The sequence below is a fragment of the Bacillus sp. V2I10 genome, from assembly GCF_030817055.1.
Taxonomy (GTDB): domain Bacteria; phylum Bacillota; class Bacilli; order Bacillales; family Bacillaceae; genus Bacillus_P.
This window is the reverse complement of the sequence record NZ_JAUSYV010000001.1, coordinates 1,920,254-1,936,005: the sequence shown is the minus strand read 5'-3', so window position 1 is coordinate 1,936,005 and position 15,752 is coordinate 1,920,254. Positions and strand designations below refer to the sequence as shown.

Genomic DNA, 15,752 nt, shown 5'->3' with positions numbered 1-15,752 from the left:
AGGTAAGGAGGCTTCAGAGAGATGCTGCAGCAAGAGATCAGTCAATTCTTAGAAAGTTTTTTTACAGCAAATTCGTGTCAAATCATTGATAAACACCCAGGATATATGACTGTGCAGTTAACAATCGAAATGGATAAAGAGCTGATGAACCGCCCTTTTTACTGGACCTATCTTGAAAAAACCGGCGGTGTTCCAAATCCCATGCAGGTGACATTTCTTACAGATGCCAAACAGGCTCCTGAAGATTTAAAAGGAGAGATTATGCATTTTGGGGCACCAAGACTCCATCAGATTTACCAGGCGAGCAAAAAGCTTGGAAGTCACATCCGCCTTTATGAAAACTCTCCGCATAATGGAAGCTCGCAATCACTTCACCCATGGCTCGGAGTAAATGTCATGGTATCTTATCAGAGCGACAAAAAGAAGGACCATTTATATTCAATCGGTCTTCATTTGATCAGCGGAGCAATTATCGAAAATTTCCAGGATCATTTAGAAAAAATGACCTTAACTCCGCGAATTCCTGATCTTTGCTTTACAACATCCCCAATGATTAAGGAACAAAGCGGGTTAAATCGCATTCAGAACTATATTCAATCTATTATTGAGAAGGATGACCACTCATGGGCAGACGATGCAAGACAGCGCTGGAACTCTGATATGATGCTGCTCAGTCATTTTTATGAAGATCTTGATGAGAAACCGGAAGCCTACCAATTAGAAAAAGCAGCATTAAAAGAATTATATGATCCGCAAATAAATGTTTCGATTGTAAATGGCGGAATTTTTTATTTGTCGCAAAATGCGTTCTATTAATGTCGAAAACTGCAAAATCTTATTTTCAAATGAGAAAATAAAATTTTGCAGTTTGTTTTTTTTCGTAAAATTTTCTGTCATTTCATAAAATCAAAGCCCATCAAAATGCCTATAATAAAGGAATTTACACCCAATAAATTCTAATATTTTCAAAAAATTGAAAAAAATTTTAAAATCGACACATTTCAGCACAAAAAGTAAAAACCATTTTTTATAATAGTAGTAAATAAGATATATATACCTTAAGGACTAAAGAAACAAATTTTTGATTTTTTGCAGACTGTACTATTGCACATAATCAGACAAAGGCAAACTTGCTGAAAAGCAAGGACGCAAAGTCACAGATCTAATGTTCTTAATAACTATGATGGCTGGACTGCCTGAAATACAGAGACGTATTTTAGGAGGAGAAAAATGGAGATGTTAATGAAGGAAGTTGAAAAGATGGATCAGGAATGGAAAGATTTAATACTGTCAGCTTTGAAAATGGGAATCAGCAAAGAAGAAATAAGAGAATTTTTGAAAACGCAAACACTTAAAAATTGACAAACAGAATTTGTACATATTTTTTTGTAAAAATCGTTCTATATATATAACACCGCCTTCGTTATATGCTATAATGGCTCTGGGAAGGTGATCATATGATTGGTGAACGCATCCGTAAATACCGCAAAGAACGCGGACTTTCTCTATCAGAGCTCGCCGATCGCGCTGGTGTTGCTAAATCATATTTAAGTTCAATTGAACGGAATCTGCAGTCTAATCCTTCTGTTCAATTTCTTGAAAAAGTCTCATCCGTACTGGGAGTATCCATGAATACCCTAATTTTAGACGAACCAATTTATGAGACAAAAAAAGATAATCTTGATAATGAATGGGCAAACCTCGTGAAAGAAGCGATGGATTCTGGTGTAACGAAGGATCAATTTCGGGAATTTCTTGAATTTAACCGGTGGAAAATGAACCAAGATAAGTAATGAAAGCTTGTACCTTATCTAACGCTTTTAATAAGGTGCTTTCTTCATTCTGCAATTCTTATTTAGATAACTAATCAATATATTAAAAAGGCGTTCTGGCACATCCCCAGAGCGTTTTAATTATGCGTATTTATTAAAATGGCTGGTTAATTTTGTTTCATTCTTTGAAAAGTACTTTTCCGGATTAAAACTAGGCAAATGCACGGCTCGAATTGCTTTTATTTTTGTTAGATCATTTGTGCAGATTGGACAAATCCATCGATCTGCCGGGCAGCTGCTGAATGACGGCTGATAACAGCGATTACAAAGTTTTTTATACATAAGACTGCCCCCGCTTTATATGAAAATTAAGTGAATCCAATAAACATGCATCGCTAAAACAATCCCATAAGCAAAAGAAGCCGTATAAGCAATGAATTTTACTGCCGATGACGACGGCAAACACCTGAAATAAATAAATACATACAAGAAAATGGAAAAAGATAGTTTACTACCTGCAAATAGCAGGGGATGTATCTCATAAAGCGACTTCATAAATGGATTAGCTTCAGCTATTAAATTGTAGTGAAGACCAATAACAGTAAGCCCTGCATCTAATGCATTGACAAGCCAAGAATATGAAAGCCTGTTTCAAGGGAGTCATCCCTTTTTGGTTTACTGAAAGATATTCTTTATTAAGAACGTTTCAGCAATAATTGATTACTTTAAATCTATTATATAATTAGCTTTCGAGAAGTATTTTTTAAATGGATCTATTAAATTATATGCCGTTAAAGGCAATTAATATATCATCAAAAACTGTCGTTTTTTCGTTTTAAAGAACATTTTTCAAGCATTATCTGCTATTTACTCTCTTTCTCTTACTTTTTTATCACTTTATAAAGAACAATTTGTTCTATATAATGAAATCAGATTGATAATAAAGGAGCCTTTTGATGATTGGGGAACGGATTAAATATTTACGTCAACAGAAAGGATATTCCCTTGCCGAGCTAGCAGGCGTTTTTAAATCCTATTTAAGCTATATTGAGAGAGATATTCAAAAAAATCCATCCATGCAATTTTAACTAAAATAGCAGCTGCATTAGGAACAGATCTTGAAAGCCTTCTTGCAGATGAACATCTTTCTGAATCTGCCGCTCTGAAACAATTGGACGAAGGATGGGAGGATCTTATCTCAGAGGCCATTGACCAGGGATTGACCAAGGATGATTTTCGTACCTTTCAGGATTTTATAAAATTTAAACGATATAAAGAAAAGGAATGAACAAGAGGTCTGCGACTGAAATGAAAGCTTCATCTTGACTCAAAATGGCTTTCACTTATAGAGGAAGAGCGAGAGTGTCAGGTTTAACAATAGAACAGATCTTTTCCTTTCTCCGTAAAAATGAAAAAAAGAATAAAGCCGCTCAGTAACGGCTTTACTCCCGTTAATCTCCTCCTCCTCCTCCTCCGCCGCCGTCACCGCCGCCTGAATCTCCTCCGCCTCCCCAGTCAAAGAAGCCAGAGTCCGCGTGATGACGATCATCTGAATCTGATCCTGCAAAAGGAAATATAGCGGAGGAATCAGTGCCTCTGTGTCTTTTTTTACTTCTATTCCCGTCTGTAATAATTGCAGCAATAAATAAAATAAAAAAGAAAATAACCACGAATACCATTTTATTGCCCCCTTCAGATAATAAACCCTTTTTGAATAACGACTCCTTTTTTGGTAAAAATAACTAAAAAGGAAGGTGATACGTTTGAAAAAATCGATTGTTTTGTTGCTTCTTCTCTTTATATACGGTTTTACTCCCTCAATGGTTTCAATTTCCAGTACAGTTTCTGCCGCACACCACACAGATTGGAAAGACTTTGCTGTCAAAGAGACGAAAAAGCGTTATCCATTGTCACAGGTTCTATTTGCACAGAAGATTTGGGATAATACCAAAAAGAATCAAACCGTAAAACAATATAAGGTTACTGTACGTGAAGGAATGAAAGACATTGGTGTTTTTGTAACGATCTCTTACGATGCCAAAACAGGAAAGGTGAAAAAAATTCAAGTGTTAGAAGAGGCAGATTAGAGGATACAGGAACGATTTGACCGAACAGTAATAAACGGCACGAACATCCTAATAAAAACCAGAAAAGGTACCCATTGGGTACCTTTTCTGATTAATCAAGCAGATTTTGTTTTAGCTTCTCTATATGATCCTGATTAATCCCGCAAACCATTCCAGCATAATTTTCAATCGTTCCGTACTTTTTCAAGATTTCCTCATACACTTCAAGCAAATATTCCCGTCTCACTTCTAATACAGGCTTTAATTGTTCAGCCGACACACGGAACAAGCTAAAGTATCTAATAAAACGCTCAATCTTTTTCATGCGCGGCCCAATAAACTCGTTTGATAAAAGATAATGATCGGTTACATCATCAATAGATGCACCTGCCAGAAGCTGAATCAAAGCTGAAACAAAACCTGTTCTGTCTTTGCCGCCAGTACAATGGATAAGGGCTGGAAGATGGTCAGCATTTAAAAGCTGTGCCATTATTTCTCTTAGCTGTCTTCCGCTGTCAAATGCCATTTGACGATAAAGATTTTCCATAACCTCTAAAAAATCAATCCCGTCCGATTTTCCTGCGAGAAATTTAAAGAATTGATAATGGGTGAATTCCTGGCTTTGATCCTGAAAGGAAATTTTTATAACCTTTAACCCGTTTTCACCTTTTATTTTACTTGGTTTTGATTTCTGTTCGCGCAGTGTTCTTAGATCACAAACCATTTTGATGTTCAGCAGTGCCATCCTGTGCAGATCTTCCTTAGATAATTTAGAAAGCTCATCTGAACGAAAGATAACACCTGTTTTTATTTTCCTCCCATCTTTTGTGACAAGACCGCCTATATCGCGAAAATTATAAAGTCCATCAAATTTCGGCTGCATATCTTTCCCCATCTTTTAGTAAATTCACAAAATCAAACTGTGTTTATTCTTCTTCCATCCAAAATAATTCTTCCATTTTAAGCGAAAACACTTTGCAGATTTTTAAAGCTAAAAGCAGCGAAGGAATATAATCCCCTTTTTCAATTGCTGCGATCGTCTGTCTTGTAACTCCTGCTTGTGCTGCAAGATTTTCCTGAGTAAAGTCAAACCTTGCACGCATTTCTTTCACTCTATTTTTCAGGATCACATAGTCCACCTTCTAATTGTTCATATTTGTATTGTAAGATTGAGCAAACTTTTTGTAAAGTCTACTTAACATTAAATTCAAAAAAAAGTGCTGTACTGCAAGCACTTTACCTTTTCTTCTTCATGAAAAACATGACAGCAAATGGCAAAATTCCGAACCATCTGTTTGCAAAAGGAGTCCCTTCCGTTTTGCGGATTGACTTTTTTGCTTTTCGTTCTTCCTTTGGTGTATCCATGTAACGAACTAATTGCTGAGTCATATATTTCACATAATCATTTGCAGACAAAACAAACACCTCATACACACTTTTTTATTCAGTATAGCCAGTGTCTTTTCTTTCTAGTCTCCCAATAATTTCTTCAGTAACTTCATTAATTGACTTTCCTGTCGTATTTATCATAAATGAACAATCCTCATAAGCTTTTTTGCGGGATAAATACAATTCAGCAAGATCATCTTTTGAAGCATGTAATGCAAGCGGCCGATTTTCATCCTGCTTTAGCCGTTCAAAAATGACATCCAGATCAGTATGCAAAAAAACGACTGTTCCATTCTCCATCATATATTTTCGGTTTTCTGTACGGACAGGAAGCCCGCCTCCAGTGGTAATGACAACATCCTTCAGAGGGAGCATCTGAATGGATTTTGTTTCTAGATCTCTGAATACTCCCTCTCCCTGTTCTTTAAAGATCGTCTTCACTTGTTTTCCAGTCTTTCCTGCAATGAATTCATCAATATCATAAACCGGAAATTTCAGTTTATCAGCCAATGCTTTTCCGATTGTGGTTTTTCCAGTTCCCATAAATCCTGTTAAAAAAATAGCCTTCACAAACACTCACTCCGCATTTTTTTCATAACTTTAACACAGATTCGCTCATAATGGGAGTTGATTTTCAACTATCCTTTAATACGCAGACCAATAAACAATTTCCTTTTGGATTAAACTGTATTTATAATTAGCAGAAGTGAAGTTCTTATTTTCTGTTTCGCAGGATAGTTCTACAAGAATATGTCCTGAATCATTTTTCGAGACAGTATATACAATTGTCCCGTTTTTTAATTTTATGAGCTGCTGTTCTGTATGATCTTCTTCAGTAATCTGATTTAAGGAGTGCTTAACCCCATACAGCATAAGATTTTCTAATATAACGGTCTGACTCCTTTCATGGAAGAACTTTTTTTCTGCTAAATATAAAGCGGTATGATGAAAGATAACCAAAAGGAAAAATAGAGCCATTATCGATACGGAAGGCAGAATATACCCATTTTCGTTTTTCATTTAATGACCTTCAGTTCATGAAAACTTCTGAGGCTGCTGCGGTATTCATTATCCGTCATGCTGGTAACTGTAAGGGAGGCGCCGCCTGCAATTGGCTCAAATCTTATATTTTTGACATTTCTGAGACAGATGATATGGCCAGTTCCATCCACTTGTCTGCGAATAAGATAGCCGTATTTTTCATATTCAATGATTCTTCCTGATTTTGATGTGAAAGAAATTCTTTGAGGCTCAACACTCAAATTCGTTCCTTCCCGCATTTCAATAACTGTTTGCTGCAGAAAAACCTCCCATTCAAGAAGATTCAAATCATTTTTCCTGTCAGATATTCCATATATGTAAGGGATAAGGATGGCCGAAGAAGAAACAATAATGATGACTATGCTTAAAGAGAACAGCATATTAAGAAATGTAAATCCTTTATTCTCTAAAAGAATACATGCATTCCTCCTTTGCAGCATCATGGCTTTCCCAATTGATGCAAGCTTGATCAATGTCTTCCTCCTTGCTCCATGTTATCTTAAACTCTTGATCTTTAATGAAAAGATTAACGTTCTCTTTTTCAAGATTTTCAAAATTCAGGGATTCAATGTGTTCTTTCAGCAGAACCAAGGCTTCATGGTGAACCTTGCTTTCTTCCCGCTCTTTTTTTAAGTAGACCGATGCCGGAAGCAATATAAGAGAAATCATCGACCAAATACTGAAGGCCATAAGTGTTTCAGCCATAGTAAAGCCTTTACTGTCCTTCAACATTCATTCTCCCCATTCCCATATAAAAGATCATCCTGTACTTCTTATTGCGAAAGGTAACACTTATCGATCCGCTTGATAATATTCCGCCTTCACTATTAAATTGGATGCGGGCATCCATTGTTAAAGGAGTCATTTGAATCCCCGAATCATACTTAACAGTAAATAACCTTTTCGCTGGTATACCTCCTTCTACGCCAAAATACTGGTTTTTTGCCGTGTCAAAGAGAATCATTACACTTATTTTATTTGAGATTGCATGCTGCTGAGCATATAGGACATCTCTTTCGAGCGCTTCAAAAAACAAGTGTGCTGTTTTTTGACTTTGAAAAGGCTGAACAATAAGCATCGTTATCACCATCAGAACAGACACAATGCTCATCACCATAATCGTTTCTAACAATGTATAGCCTGATTCATTCTTCTGTCTTTTCAGCAACCTTTCCATCACCATCAATAATCAGCTCAGTTCCATTCGGGCAAACAGGGGATTCCTCAATATACTTCTCAGTCTTAAGATCCTCCATAGTGGGTACTGCTTTGTGTTCAATATGATAGGCAGTTGACTGGGCTTGTACAGTATTTTTCAGCCCTTCGCATCCTTTTGCCTGAATATTCGAGTGATGCTTTGTAATGTTCGGAATGGTAATCAAAAGCAGGACAGAAATCACAAGCAATACGATCAGCATTTCTATTAAAGTAAAACCTTTCTCATTTTTAACCATGGTGGTCCCCCTCTTTATTCTGATTTTATAAAGCTTCCATCATATGATACATTGGCAAAATCATTGATAAATACATCATTAAGACCGTCATGCCGACTGCAAAATAAGCTGCGGGCTGTATCAGCATAATCCATTTCATTAATTTGTTCTCAAGCCGTTCTAGAACAAATTGACTGTAAGTATAGAGCTCCCTCGCTAAATGCCCATTTGCTTGTCCATGCCCGATTACCTGAGTCAGTTCCTTCTCATAAAATAAGTTTCGTGCAACTAAACCTTCAAAACGCTCTCCTTTCTTTAGATGATCAATAAACCAGGAAGCTTCATCCCTGTAAAATGGGAGCAAGTTTTGATTTTCAAAGACTGTCAGGCTTTCATATATAGATAATCCGCCTTTCAATAGATTGCTTAACTGCAAAGAAAAGTAATAACTGTTAATGAGAATCACAAATTTCTTCCATAGCGGAATTTTTATTGCAATTCTCATTTTTTCCTGAGGCAGAAGCTTTTTAAAATAGCTAATGTAAAAAATGCTGCCGAGAACAAAAAGCATGAGGATAAAAATGAGGAATAACTTAGTGCCCTGAAAGATCATAAAAAGAATTTCAGTTAGTATACTTGGCTTAATATTCATTGAATGATAGATTTGCTGAAACTGCGGAGCAATAACTGACTGAGAGATATACAGAAGAATACCAATCGTGAAAAAGAGGAAAAGAGGATATTGCAGAACTTTTTTCATTTTTTCGTGCTGCACAAGCTTGCGGTTGAGCATTTCCCCCCCTTCTCTAAGAGCAGTTTCAAGATCTCCATGCCTTTCTGCAAAGTACAAATAACTTAGCACTTCATTATGGAAGCGCAGCTTTTCAAATGCTGTGCGGACAGGTACTCCTTTAGATAATTCCCGCAAGCAAAAGAAAACCGCTTGTTTCTTTTCCTCATTTAAATCAATTGAGGTGAACTTCATTGCTTCATTCAGCGTATATCCTTTTTCCAATAGATCGCTGAGTCTTTTTAAGAACATTGCCTGATCTTTGATTAACCACTTTTTCTTAATCTTCATATTGAAAAATCCATTTATGCAATGACTGATTGGATAAATAGCCTAAAGCAATTCCTTTTTTAATAACATCTTTTAAGGTTATATAGTCACAATCCACTTCCTCTCCCCGGGCTTCTTTTAAGGCAAGGGTCAGATTTTTCCCATAAAGCATCTCGAAAATTCCAAGTCGTCTGGACTTTCTCATTTTTTTGCAGTGAGGAGAGCATTCATTTGCGCAAAAAGGGCATTTCACTGCTACGAGCCTTTGTGCCACAACAGCTATAAACGTCTGTTCAATTTCAGAAAGACTGACATCAAATTCAAGCATTCTGTAAATTGCTCCCTTTGCATCTCTAGTATGCATAGTTGATAACACCAAGTGTCCTGTCAGCGCTGCTCTTATGGCAATTTGCGCAGTTTCCCTATCCCTTATTTCACCAACCATTATAATGTCCGGATCATGTCTTAGAATGGCTTTTAAACCAACAGCATAAGTAATTCCAGCTTTTTCATTTACCTGTACTTGCAGGACTTCAGAGCTTTTCGTTTCTACAGGATCTTCAAGGGTAATAATGCTGCGGTTAAAATGTTTTTTCGCATAATGAATCAATGAATATAAGGTAGTCGTTTTTCCTGAGCCGGTGGGACCGGTAAATACCATCAGACCGTGAGAGTGGTTAATAAAGGAGAGAAGTTTATTTGCTGATTGAGGAAACAGAGAGAGATGCGCAAGAGACGGAATGACTTCGTTTGGAAGTATGCGGATAACAAGACTTTCTTCGAAGATTGTTGGCAGGGAAGACAAGCGAAGCTGAACATCAATTGTTTCATTTGAAAGGGCTAAAGCTCCATTTTGCGGCCTCCTTCTTTCTCCGATATCCATTGATGCCAAAAATTTAAAGTGCGCGATGATCCGTTCACATACTTCTTTTCTAATGGTGCGCTTTTCAACGAGGTCATCATCTATACGATATTGAATGACCGCATCCCGTTCTCTCGGGACAAAATGAATATCTGATGCATTTAATGAACACGCTTCTTCCACAATTCTTTCACTTAGTAGTTCGATTGAATTCATGAGATCCTCCTTTCTGATCAGTTATAAACAGCGTACTTGAATTTCTTTTAAAACGCACATCCTTAAAATGAAGTTTTATCATCCATTTTAACTGCTTTTCCGCATGAAAATTTCAGTATCTTTTATAGAAAATAAAAAATTACAGACCGAACTGCATAATTTTTCATGTTCTGTCAATAATGTATAGAGATTTTCATTGGGCTATAGCCAAGCGGTAAGGCAACGGACTTTGACTCCGTCATGCGTTGGTTCGAATCCAGCTAGCCCAGTTTATTAAATACAAAAAAACCTGTGAAAGTTCGCAGGTTTTTTCTATGCTTCTCTTTTTGCGTAATAAATGTATGGTTTGCGCTTTGATTTGAGTAATGACGGTTTCATATAATATACCCGGTAACCGCTGTTTAAGATTTCATGATCAATATATTTAAGTTTGTTTTTTTTAGCGAATTCCTTTGATGCTTTCTCAATCTTATCTCACCGGAAATGTAATTTGGACTTGAATAATCAGTTGCAACGTTTCTATTGCCAATGCCCTCTAAAAAGAATTGAATTTCTGTCATTTAAGCTCCACCTTTTCGTTCTTTATAATGAACTATTTCTACTCACTATACAAAGAAGATGGCGGAATGAAAATGGCTAAAAATGGTTGATTTTCTAATTTATATCACGTTTACTTAGCATTTCTGAAGATTACTCTATTTTTCTTAGAATTTTGTTTCCGATAAAGAACAGAACGTTCTTTATAAATTATGATACAGATTTATAAACTTCCTTCTTCTTTGCAAGTTTTTTGAGTGCCTGGGGATTATAACCTACAACAAGCTTTTTTCCATCTGTTATAATCGGTCTTCTTAAAAGTTTCGGTTCTTCAATGATTAATTTTATTACATCTGATAACGGAAGATCATCTATCTTTAAATTTAAATCTTTATACGTTTGGCTGCGGGTAGCTAAGATCTCATCCATACCATCTGTTGTCAGCTCAAGAATTTTCTGAAATTCTGTATAAGAAGGAGTTTCACGAAACAAATGCTTTTCACTGAAATTAATGTTATGCGCTTTTAGCCAATGCTTCGTTTTTCTGCATGATGTACAGCTTGGATAACTATAAAAAATTAACTCATTCATTGTTCATCATCTCCCATTCTTGTATAAGGTTTGTTTAAAAATAACTTATAGATCCAGCAATTCTTAATATCTATTTTCGTTGTATAGTATTTGTTTAACTTTTGTATATTAATAACCTCTCTAAAAACAATCATTTTTTTATAAAAAGTTTACACTTTGTTACATAAATGGCACTTCTAGAATGTAAACGCTATTTACAATGGTATTGGACGTACATTATAATAAAAAAAGTGATGGACTTAGGGACTAAACAAAGGAGGGATTGACATATGGATCGCATGTTCCGAGTATTAGGCTTTTGGACTGGCATCTTTGCTGTCATGTTTTATTTGGGAGATATGAAAACGACTTCATTATTATTCTTCGGACAGACTGGATTTTTCGTGCTTTTATCTTATTTAAAATTATCTGAACGCATGTATATTTACATTTTTGGAGCATATTTAACTGTTTTCTTCGTTGGCTTTACATATTGGACGACGTTTATGATGGTGCCTGGACAGGGCGGGCATTAATTAATAAAAAAGGGTGAGCTGCCACTGGCAGCTCACCCTTTTTTAATAGATATCTTTTCCTTGAAGGTTTGTCCCCTTTTCATGTATATATACTTGAAAAGAAGAACTCATCCCCTCAGGCATAATTAAACTTCGAATCGCTCTATTTTGTTTCGCCGCTTCCCCAAAGGGATTGAGTTCTCCATTTTCCTTAAGATAAGAAAGGATTCCTGCATTCACTAAAAAAAGATCCTGTCTCTCTCTTTTCAGCAACCTCCAGCCAAACTCCTCCGCTCTTTTTTCCAGTGCATCGAAGTGGATGTGCGCAGTCAGGTCCATTTCAAATGGGCGTTCGAGCGGAGTCATCATTTTATGCCGGAAGTATCCCCGCATGCTCCCTTCAAATCTTGCAGGATGATGCCATTCTTTATTAGAATATCCATAATCAATTGTAACAATGACTGCCTGCTCAGCTAAGGCATTTATCTCATCTAAATATTCGAGCATCGCGAGTGGAATCTCAAAGCGCTGTCCTTCGCTGAGCTGGATATTCTGCCAATCTAAGTAATTTCTTATTTTATCATTTTTTAAGGGTTCAAGCTTTTCAACAAGTCCTCTTTCTTGATTAAAGGAAATATACACTTCAAACAATTGGTTATGTCTTTTTTCAATGACTTCTACAGGAAAGGCATCAAACAATTCATTTGAAAATAGAATGCCTCTATATGGCTTTGGAAGCTCGGATATGGAAGAAACAGATGTATGGCGCTGTATCTTAATACTGCTTAATTGAAGTTCTCTGTGAAACTCGCTTTTTTCAGCGGAATAGACGTTCAGTATTTTAAATGTTTCTGGAGATAACTCCTGCCATTCATGGAGCATGGCTGTTAGAAATCTGCCAGTTCCTCCACCCAATTCACAAAAGGCGGGCTCTGCAGCTCCGCTTTTAACCAGCCGGGAAAACAGTTTGGCAAATACTTTTGGAAAGATATCAGAAACATTGCTTGAAGTATAGAAGTCCCCATCTTTGCCGATTTTCTGTTCACGCTTTGAATAATACCCGAGTTCCGGATGATAAAGGACAAGATTCATGTATTCTGAGTAGGTAATGGCTCCGCCTTGTTTATGTATATATTCAATAACAGGCTGAATCATCTTTTCATTAGAAACCATTTAAATATGGATTGCTTTCCATTTCAGTTTCTATTGTCGTCTCTTGTCCATGTCCAGGCAGAACAATTGTTTCCTCCGGCAGAGTAAGCAGCTTTTGATGAATGCTTTTTATTAACTGCCCATGGTCACCCTGCGGCAAATCTGTTCTGCCGATGCTTCCTGCGAATAAAGCATCCCCTGAGACAACAAAGCCGCTTTCTTTAAAATAATAAGAAATGCTGCCTGGTGAATGTCCAGGTGTTTCATATATTTGACACGAAAAAGAGCCAACTGAGAGCATATCTTCCTGGTCAATTAAATGATCTGCATCACGCGCAGAAATGGACTGTGACATAAAAGCGATCGAACCGTTCATCGCCGGATTTGCAAGCCATTTCTTTTCTTGACGGTGAATGTATACAGGTATTTTAAAGTGATCGCGTACATCATCGACTGCGCCGATATGATCAAAGTGTGCATGTGTCAGCAGAATAGCGATTGGTTTTAATCCTCTTTTTTTAATATGATGAATTAACTTTCCGCCTTCACTGCCAGGATCAATGACAAGACATTCTTTCATAGAATTCGCAATTAGATAACAATTTGTTTGGAGAGGTCCTAAAGGCATCTGCTCCCATTTCATATGAACACCCCGATTGCATGTTTTTTCTTTCTATTCTACACTAAACTTATCATGAACTAAATGATATGGGAGTGAAATGTGGGTTGAAAGTCTATTATGGAATCGAATGGCACTCAGACGCGGATGTTAATGACATTATTACCGATTATGAATACTGTGATAAAGATAACAGTATACTGATAACAGATTGTTTCAAGCAGGCAAGCCTCTTAAAAAATAACTTTATCTCCAAAAAGATCTTTGAAGACATGCACCGATTAATCCTTTTGCAACCCACAGAGCTATATGGCTCTTATACTGACTACGGAATCATTGCAGATTCAGGGAATCACTACCTATTCAAGGAGATGGTTTGTCATTTTCAGCTCAAGTCAACTGACTCCACGCAGATGAAGATGTGTATGCTGCAGCTTGAGGAACATTTAATCGCTGTCAGTGATAAAACATTTTATGCGGACAGGAACGACTCCGAGCTTGTTCGAAAAATTGCTGAATCATATGATGTAACGGTTGAAATCGACCTCGACAAAAAGAATGAAAACGTTTAAAATATTAAAAGGAATATTTTGTTTTTCATTCTCAGTTTACATTTCGACTTAAAAAAAGACTTACATACGTCAGGGGGCTTCAAAATGGGATTAGTTATTATATTCACTCTAGTTACATTACTGTCTGTATACGGACTTTACCGCTCGTTTAAAGGCAAAAACGTACTTGGCATTGTCTTTGCCGGAGGTACTCTTGCAGTATTTGGATGGTTCACCGTTATGACAATCATCAATCATGGATTTCCTACTGCGCATTAATAAGAAAAGCGCAAGCGCCTTCTTAAAGCTCCGTAAAGCAGATAAGGATCAGCCAGAAAGGTCCGGGTTTGACTTTTTTGGCTGATCCTTTCTTACCTGGGAGTGTGTCGCTTACGCTTGCCAAGAATGCTCCAAACCTTATACTCCTATAACCTGAAATAGCAAAAAGCGGCGAGGGTCTGTCTGCGTAAGCAGAAATAGACCCAGCCGCTTTTTCTTTTGTTGGAACTAACTATGATTTTGAGTGAAGATTTACACTGTTCAATTTGCTTTCCATCGTTGAAGCTTTATCTCTGCGGTCATCGATGCGGATATTTGTGGCCACACGCTTAATCCCCTTCTCAAACGGTGATTCATGAATGGTTTTAATCACGTCAAGCAAGGTTGATAATTCACCCTCAATAATTGTATTCATTGGAGTCAGCTGAAATTTAATTTTTCCCTCGCGTTCATATTCTTTTAGAATGGATTGAACTGCCGCCACATATTCACTTACACTTGCTGTTTCGGTCCCTATAGGAATAATGGTTACGTCTGCAATTGCCATATATTTTTACCGCCTTTTAAGATGTTTTCACTTTACAATACCTTTAATTTCGGAGTCTTTCAAGTTAATCACATTTTCTAAATAGGATCCATATAAGGCAAGTTCCCCATTTGGAGACAGTTTAATTTCGCTGTTATCAATATTTGCTAAAACGACTTCTGTTTTTTTGCTTTTAGGATCGAAAGCTGTTAAATCGAATTTATTTTCCACGGATCCAGGAACAAAGGTATAGAATAGACCGCTTCTGCTGGAATAATCAAATTCAGGCACAAGCCATTCCGAGTATAGAGGCAGCAGCTCCACATCAAAAGAATAAATGATATCCTCATAATTTCCATTATAAAAAGTATACGAACCTATTGATTTTTCTTCATTCTCAACCTGAACAGCAAATGAATAATCTTTAAAATTCGCGTGAGAAATGATATGTTCTTCAATCAAAACATCTTTCTTACTTACTAATGAATGCTTATACAAAGGAGCCGTTAATTGGGGTTCGGCTTCATCCCATTTTAGATACGTTACTTCCTCATCAGACAGCCACTGTATAAATGGAATTTTCACGGGATTTTTATCTAATGAAAAATCACTCATATTCAATATGAAGGTTTGAAACGTCCAGTTTTCATCAAAAGAGGTCAAAAACAATCGTTCCCCTGTCGGACTCCATGAAAAAGTAAGTTCGGAAGAGGGAATTGTCCGTTTCGTTTTCACATTTCCCATTGGATCGATAATCGTAATTTCTGCTTCAAAGCTTGATGGACTGGCGTGAACAAGAATTAAATTTTTTTCAGGATTCAATTCGAGCTGCACGATAGAAGCTGACGATTCAAAGAGTTTTTCTTTTTCTCCTGTAAAGAGATTGTATTTATAAGCCGTTGATTTTTCCGCATTTTCGCTTAAGTAAAGAATATGCTGGTTATCAAGCCAGCCTTCAACTGAAAAGAAATTCTCATCCGATAATGGAATAAGGTTTTTTTCCTCAAGAAAATCAACAGATATATATCGTTCTTCTGTTCCTGGCTTTCTTATCTCTGCAAGTTCAGAAACACCATGAGGTTGATGAGATTGCTGCGAACAGCCAGTGAATAATATTGCCGTTATGATTGCTATTAGTGTTACTCTGAATCTCATCAACGAATG

General features: G+C 36.8%; 26 protein-coding genes, 1 tRNA gene, 2 pseudogenes and 1 riboswitch. Of the genes and pseudogenes, 9 read left to right on the top strand and 20 right to left on the bottom strand.

Annotated features, from left to right (window positions below):
• Nucleotides 1-21: 21 nt before the first annotated feature.
• From QFZ72_RS09775 to QFZ72_RS09765, 3 genes are all read left to right on the top strand, one after another.
• Entirely contained in the window at nt 22-816 is a 795-nt protein-coding gene (locus QFZ72_RS09775) for a YqhG family protein (RefSeq protein WP_307432442.1), read from the top strand.
• 297 nt (nt 817-1,113) lie between these two features.
• A riboswitch (cyclic di-GMP riboswitch) is annotated at nt 1,114-1,200 on the top strand.
• A gap of 30 nt (nt 1,201-1,230) precedes the next feature.
• Nucleotides 1,231-1,362, top strand: a complete 132-nt coding sequence (locus tag QFZ72_RS09770) for an anti-repressor SinI family protein (protein WP_307432439.1) — start codon at nt 1,231-1,233, stop codon at nt 1,360-1,362.
• A gap of 95 nt (nt 1,363-1,457) precedes the next feature.
• The gene (locus tag QFZ72_RS09765) at nt 1,458-1,793 is read left to right on the top strand and encodes a helix-turn-helix domain-containing protein (protein WP_307432436.1); all 336 of its coding nucleotides are present in this window, start codon (nt 1,458-1,460) and stop codon (nt 1,791-1,793) included.
• Between the two features lie 120 nt (nt 1,794-1,913).
• On the opposite strand, the gene QFZ72_RS09760 is transcribed toward QFZ72_RS09765, so the two are convergent.
• Nucleotides 1,914-2,114, bottom strand: coding sequence for a hypothetical protein (locus QFZ72_RS09760; RefSeq protein ID WP_307432433.1), 201 nt, complete (start codon nt 2,112-2,114; stop codon nt 1,914-1,916).
• Nucleotides 2,115-2,129: 15 nt separating this feature from the next.
• A pseudogene (locus tag QFZ72_RS29440) lies at nt 2,130-2,393 on the bottom strand (DUF5658 family protein); the annotation flags it as partial.
• Nucleotides 2,394-2,728: 335 nt separating this feature from the next.
• On the opposite strand from QFZ72_RS29440, the pseudogene QFZ72_RS29435 reads away from it, so the two are divergent.
• Nucleotides 2,729-3,060: pseudogene (locus QFZ72_RS29435) on the top strand (helix-turn-helix domain-containing protein).
• A gap of 163 nt (nt 3,061-3,223) precedes the next feature.
• Here the strand turns inward: QFZ72_RS29435 and QFZ72_RS09750 are convergent.
• Nucleotides 3,224-3,451 carry a hypothetical protein gene (locus QFZ72_RS09750; protein ID WP_307432430.1) on the bottom strand — a complete coding sequence of 76 codons (228 nt, stop codon included), beginning with the start codon at nt 3,449-3,451 and terminating at the stop codon, nt 3,224-3,226.
• An 84-nt stretch (nt 3,452-3,535) separates the two neighbouring features.
• On the opposite strand from QFZ72_RS09750, the gene QFZ72_RS09745 reads away from it, so the two are divergent.
• The gene (locus QFZ72_RS09745; RefSeq protein WP_373464462.1) at nt 3,536-3,859 is read left to right on the top strand and encodes a DUF3889 domain-containing protein; all 324 of its coding nucleotides are present in this window, start codon (nt 3,536-3,538) and stop codon (nt 3,857-3,859) included.
• Between the two features lie 91 nt (nt 3,860-3,950).
• Here the strand turns inward: QFZ72_RS09745 and QFZ72_RS09740 are convergent, their stop codons facing one another.
• From QFZ72_RS09740 to comGA, 11 genes are all read right to left on the bottom strand, one after another.
• On the bottom strand, nt 3,951-4,721 hold the full coding sequence (locus QFZ72_RS09740) for a tyrosine-protein phosphatase (RefSeq protein ID WP_307432424.1): 771 nt from the start codon (nt 4,719-4,721) through the stop codon (nt 3,951-3,953).
• 43 nt (nt 4,722-4,764) lie between these two features.
• Nucleotides 4,765-4,965 carry a helix-turn-helix transcriptional regulator gene (locus QFZ72_RS09735; protein ID WP_373464678.1) on the bottom strand — a complete coding sequence of 67 codons (201 nt, stop codon included), beginning with the start codon at nt 4,963-4,965 and terminating at the stop codon, nt 4,765-4,767.
• Between the two features lie 109 nt (nt 4,966-5,074).
• Nucleotides 5,075-5,254: a YqzE family protein gene (locus QFZ72_RS09730; protein ID WP_307432421.1), complete on the bottom strand. Its 180-nt coding sequence runs from the start codon at nt 5,252-5,254 to the stop codon at nt 5,075-5,077.
• A gap of 24 nt (nt 5,255-5,278) precedes the next feature.
• Entirely contained in the window at nt 5,279-5,797 is a 519-nt protein-coding gene (locus QFZ72_RS09725; RefSeq protein ID WP_307432418.1) for a shikimate kinase, read from the bottom strand.
• A 75-nt stretch (nt 5,798-5,872) separates the two neighbouring features.
• Entirely contained in the window at nt 5,873-6,247 is a 375-nt protein-coding gene (gene comGG / locus QFZ72_RS09720; RefSeq protein ID WP_307432415.1) for a competence type IV pilus minor pilin ComGG, read from the bottom strand.
• Complete coding sequence (gene comGF / locus QFZ72_RS09715; protein WP_307432414.1) at nt 6,244-6,741, bottom strand: competence type IV pilus minor pilin ComGF; 498 nt, start codon at nt 6,739-6,741, stop codon at nt 6,244-6,246. The genes comGG and comGF overlap by 4 nt, the downstream gene beginning before the upstream one ends.
• The gene (comGE, locus tag QFZ72_RS09710) at nt 6,668-6,997 is read right to left on the bottom strand and encodes a competence type IV pilus minor pilin ComGE (protein ID WP_307432411.1); all 330 of its coding nucleotides are present in this window, start codon (nt 6,995-6,997) and stop codon (nt 6,668-6,670) included. The genes comGF and comGE overlap by 74 nt, the downstream gene beginning before the upstream one ends.
• Entirely contained in the window at nt 6,984-7,436 is a 453-nt protein-coding gene (gene comGD / locus QFZ72_RS09705; RefSeq protein ID WP_307432408.1) for a competence type IV pilus minor pilin ComGD, read from the bottom strand. Before comGD ends, comGE begins: the two co-directional genes overlap by 14 nt.
• Nucleotides 7,414-7,722 carry a competence type IV pilus major pilin ComGC gene (gene comGC / locus QFZ72_RS09700; protein WP_307432406.1) on the bottom strand — a complete coding sequence of 103 codons (309 nt, stop codon included), beginning with the start codon at nt 7,720-7,722 and terminating at the stop codon, nt 7,414-7,416. The genes comGD and comGC overlap by 23 nt, the downstream gene beginning before the upstream one ends.
• 25 nt (nt 7,723-7,747) lie before the next feature.
• Nucleotides 7,748-8,782: a competence type IV pilus assembly protein ComGB gene (comGB, locus tag QFZ72_RS09695; RefSeq protein ID WP_307432404.1), complete on the bottom strand. Its 1,035-nt coding sequence runs from the start codon at nt 8,780-8,782 to the stop codon at nt 7,748-7,750.
• On the bottom strand, nt 8,772-9,839 hold the full coding sequence (gene comGA / locus QFZ72_RS09690) for a competence type IV pilus ATPase ComGA (protein WP_307432400.1): 1,068 nt from the start codon (nt 9,837-9,839) through the stop codon (nt 8,772-8,774). Before comGA ends, comGB begins: the two co-directional genes overlap by 11 nt.
• Nucleotides 9,840-10,036: 197 nt before the next feature.
• Here comGA and QFZ72_RS09685 point away from each other — a divergent pair.
• Nucleotides 10,037-10,108: transfer RNA gene (locus QFZ72_RS09685), tRNA-Gln, on the top strand.
• A 132-nt stretch (nt 10,109-10,240) separates the two neighbouring features.
• Here QFZ72_RS09685 and QFZ72_RS09680 read toward each other — a convergent pair.
• Both QFZ72_RS09680 and QFZ72_RS09675 read right to left on the bottom strand, forming a co-directional pair.
• Nucleotides 10,241-10,399 (bottom strand): hypothetical protein, encoded by a 159-nt coding sequence (locus tag QFZ72_RS09680; RefSeq protein ID WP_307432397.1) that lies wholly within the window; start codon nt 10,397-10,399, stop codon nt 10,241-10,243.
• Between the two features lie 187 nt (nt 10,400-10,586).
• Entirely contained in the window at nt 10,587-10,967 is a 381-nt protein-coding gene (locus tag QFZ72_RS09675; RefSeq protein WP_307432394.1) for a Spx/MgsR family RNA polymerase-binding regulatory protein, read from the bottom strand.
• A 269-nt stretch (nt 10,968-11,236) separates the two neighbouring features.
• Between QFZ72_RS09675 and QFZ72_RS09670 the strand changes: the two genes are divergently transcribed.
• Nucleotides 11,237-11,482 carry a DUF2626 domain-containing protein gene (locus tag QFZ72_RS09670; RefSeq protein ID WP_070876617.1) on the top strand — a complete coding sequence of 82 codons (246 nt, stop codon included), beginning with the start codon at nt 11,237-11,239 and terminating at the stop codon, nt 11,480-11,482.
• A 42-nt stretch (nt 11,483-11,524) separates the two neighbouring features.
• Here the strand turns inward: QFZ72_RS09670 and QFZ72_RS09665 are convergent, their stop codons facing one another.
• Nucleotides 11,525-12,634 carry a class I SAM-dependent methyltransferase gene (locus tag QFZ72_RS09665; protein ID WP_307432390.1) on the bottom strand — a complete coding sequence of 370 codons (1,110 nt, stop codon included), beginning with the start codon at nt 12,632-12,634 and terminating at the stop codon, nt 11,525-11,527.
• The gene (locus QFZ72_RS09660) at nt 12,624-13,256 is read right to left on the bottom strand and encodes an MBL fold metallo-hydrolase (protein WP_307432387.1); all 633 of its coding nucleotides are present in this window, start codon (nt 13,254-13,256) and stop codon (nt 12,624-12,626) included. Before QFZ72_RS09660 ends, QFZ72_RS09665 begins: the two co-directional genes overlap by 11 nt.
• 83 nt (nt 13,257-13,339) lie before the next feature.
• Here QFZ72_RS09660 and QFZ72_RS09655 point away from each other — a divergent pair, with 83 nt between their 5' ends.
• Nucleotides 13,340-13,804: a hypothetical protein gene (locus tag QFZ72_RS09655; protein ID WP_307432384.1), complete on the top strand. Its 465-nt coding sequence runs from the start codon at nt 13,340-13,342 to the stop codon at nt 13,802-13,804.
• Between the two features lie 84 nt (nt 13,805-13,888).
• Entirely contained in the window at nt 13,889-14,062 is a 174-nt protein-coding gene (locus QFZ72_RS09650) for a DUF2759 domain-containing protein (protein WP_307432379.1), read from the top strand.
• Between the two features lie 232 nt (nt 14,063-14,294).
• Here QFZ72_RS09650 and QFZ72_RS09645 read toward each other — a convergent pair whose 3' ends face one another.
• Together QFZ72_RS09645 and QFZ72_RS09640 are read right to left on the bottom strand one after the other, a co-directional pair.
• Nucleotides 14,295-14,609: an MTH1187 family thiamine-binding protein gene (locus QFZ72_RS09645; RefSeq protein WP_307432376.1), complete on the bottom strand. Its 315-nt coding sequence runs from the start codon at nt 14,607-14,609 to the stop codon at nt 14,295-14,297.
• Nucleotides 14,610-14,636: 27 nt separating this feature from the next.
• Nucleotides 14,637-15,743, bottom strand: coding sequence for a YqgU-like beta propeller domain-containing protein (locus QFZ72_RS09640; protein WP_373464677.1), 1,107 nt, complete (start codon nt 15,741-15,743; stop codon nt 14,637-14,639).
• Nucleotides 15,744-15,752: the final 9 nt, after the last annotated feature.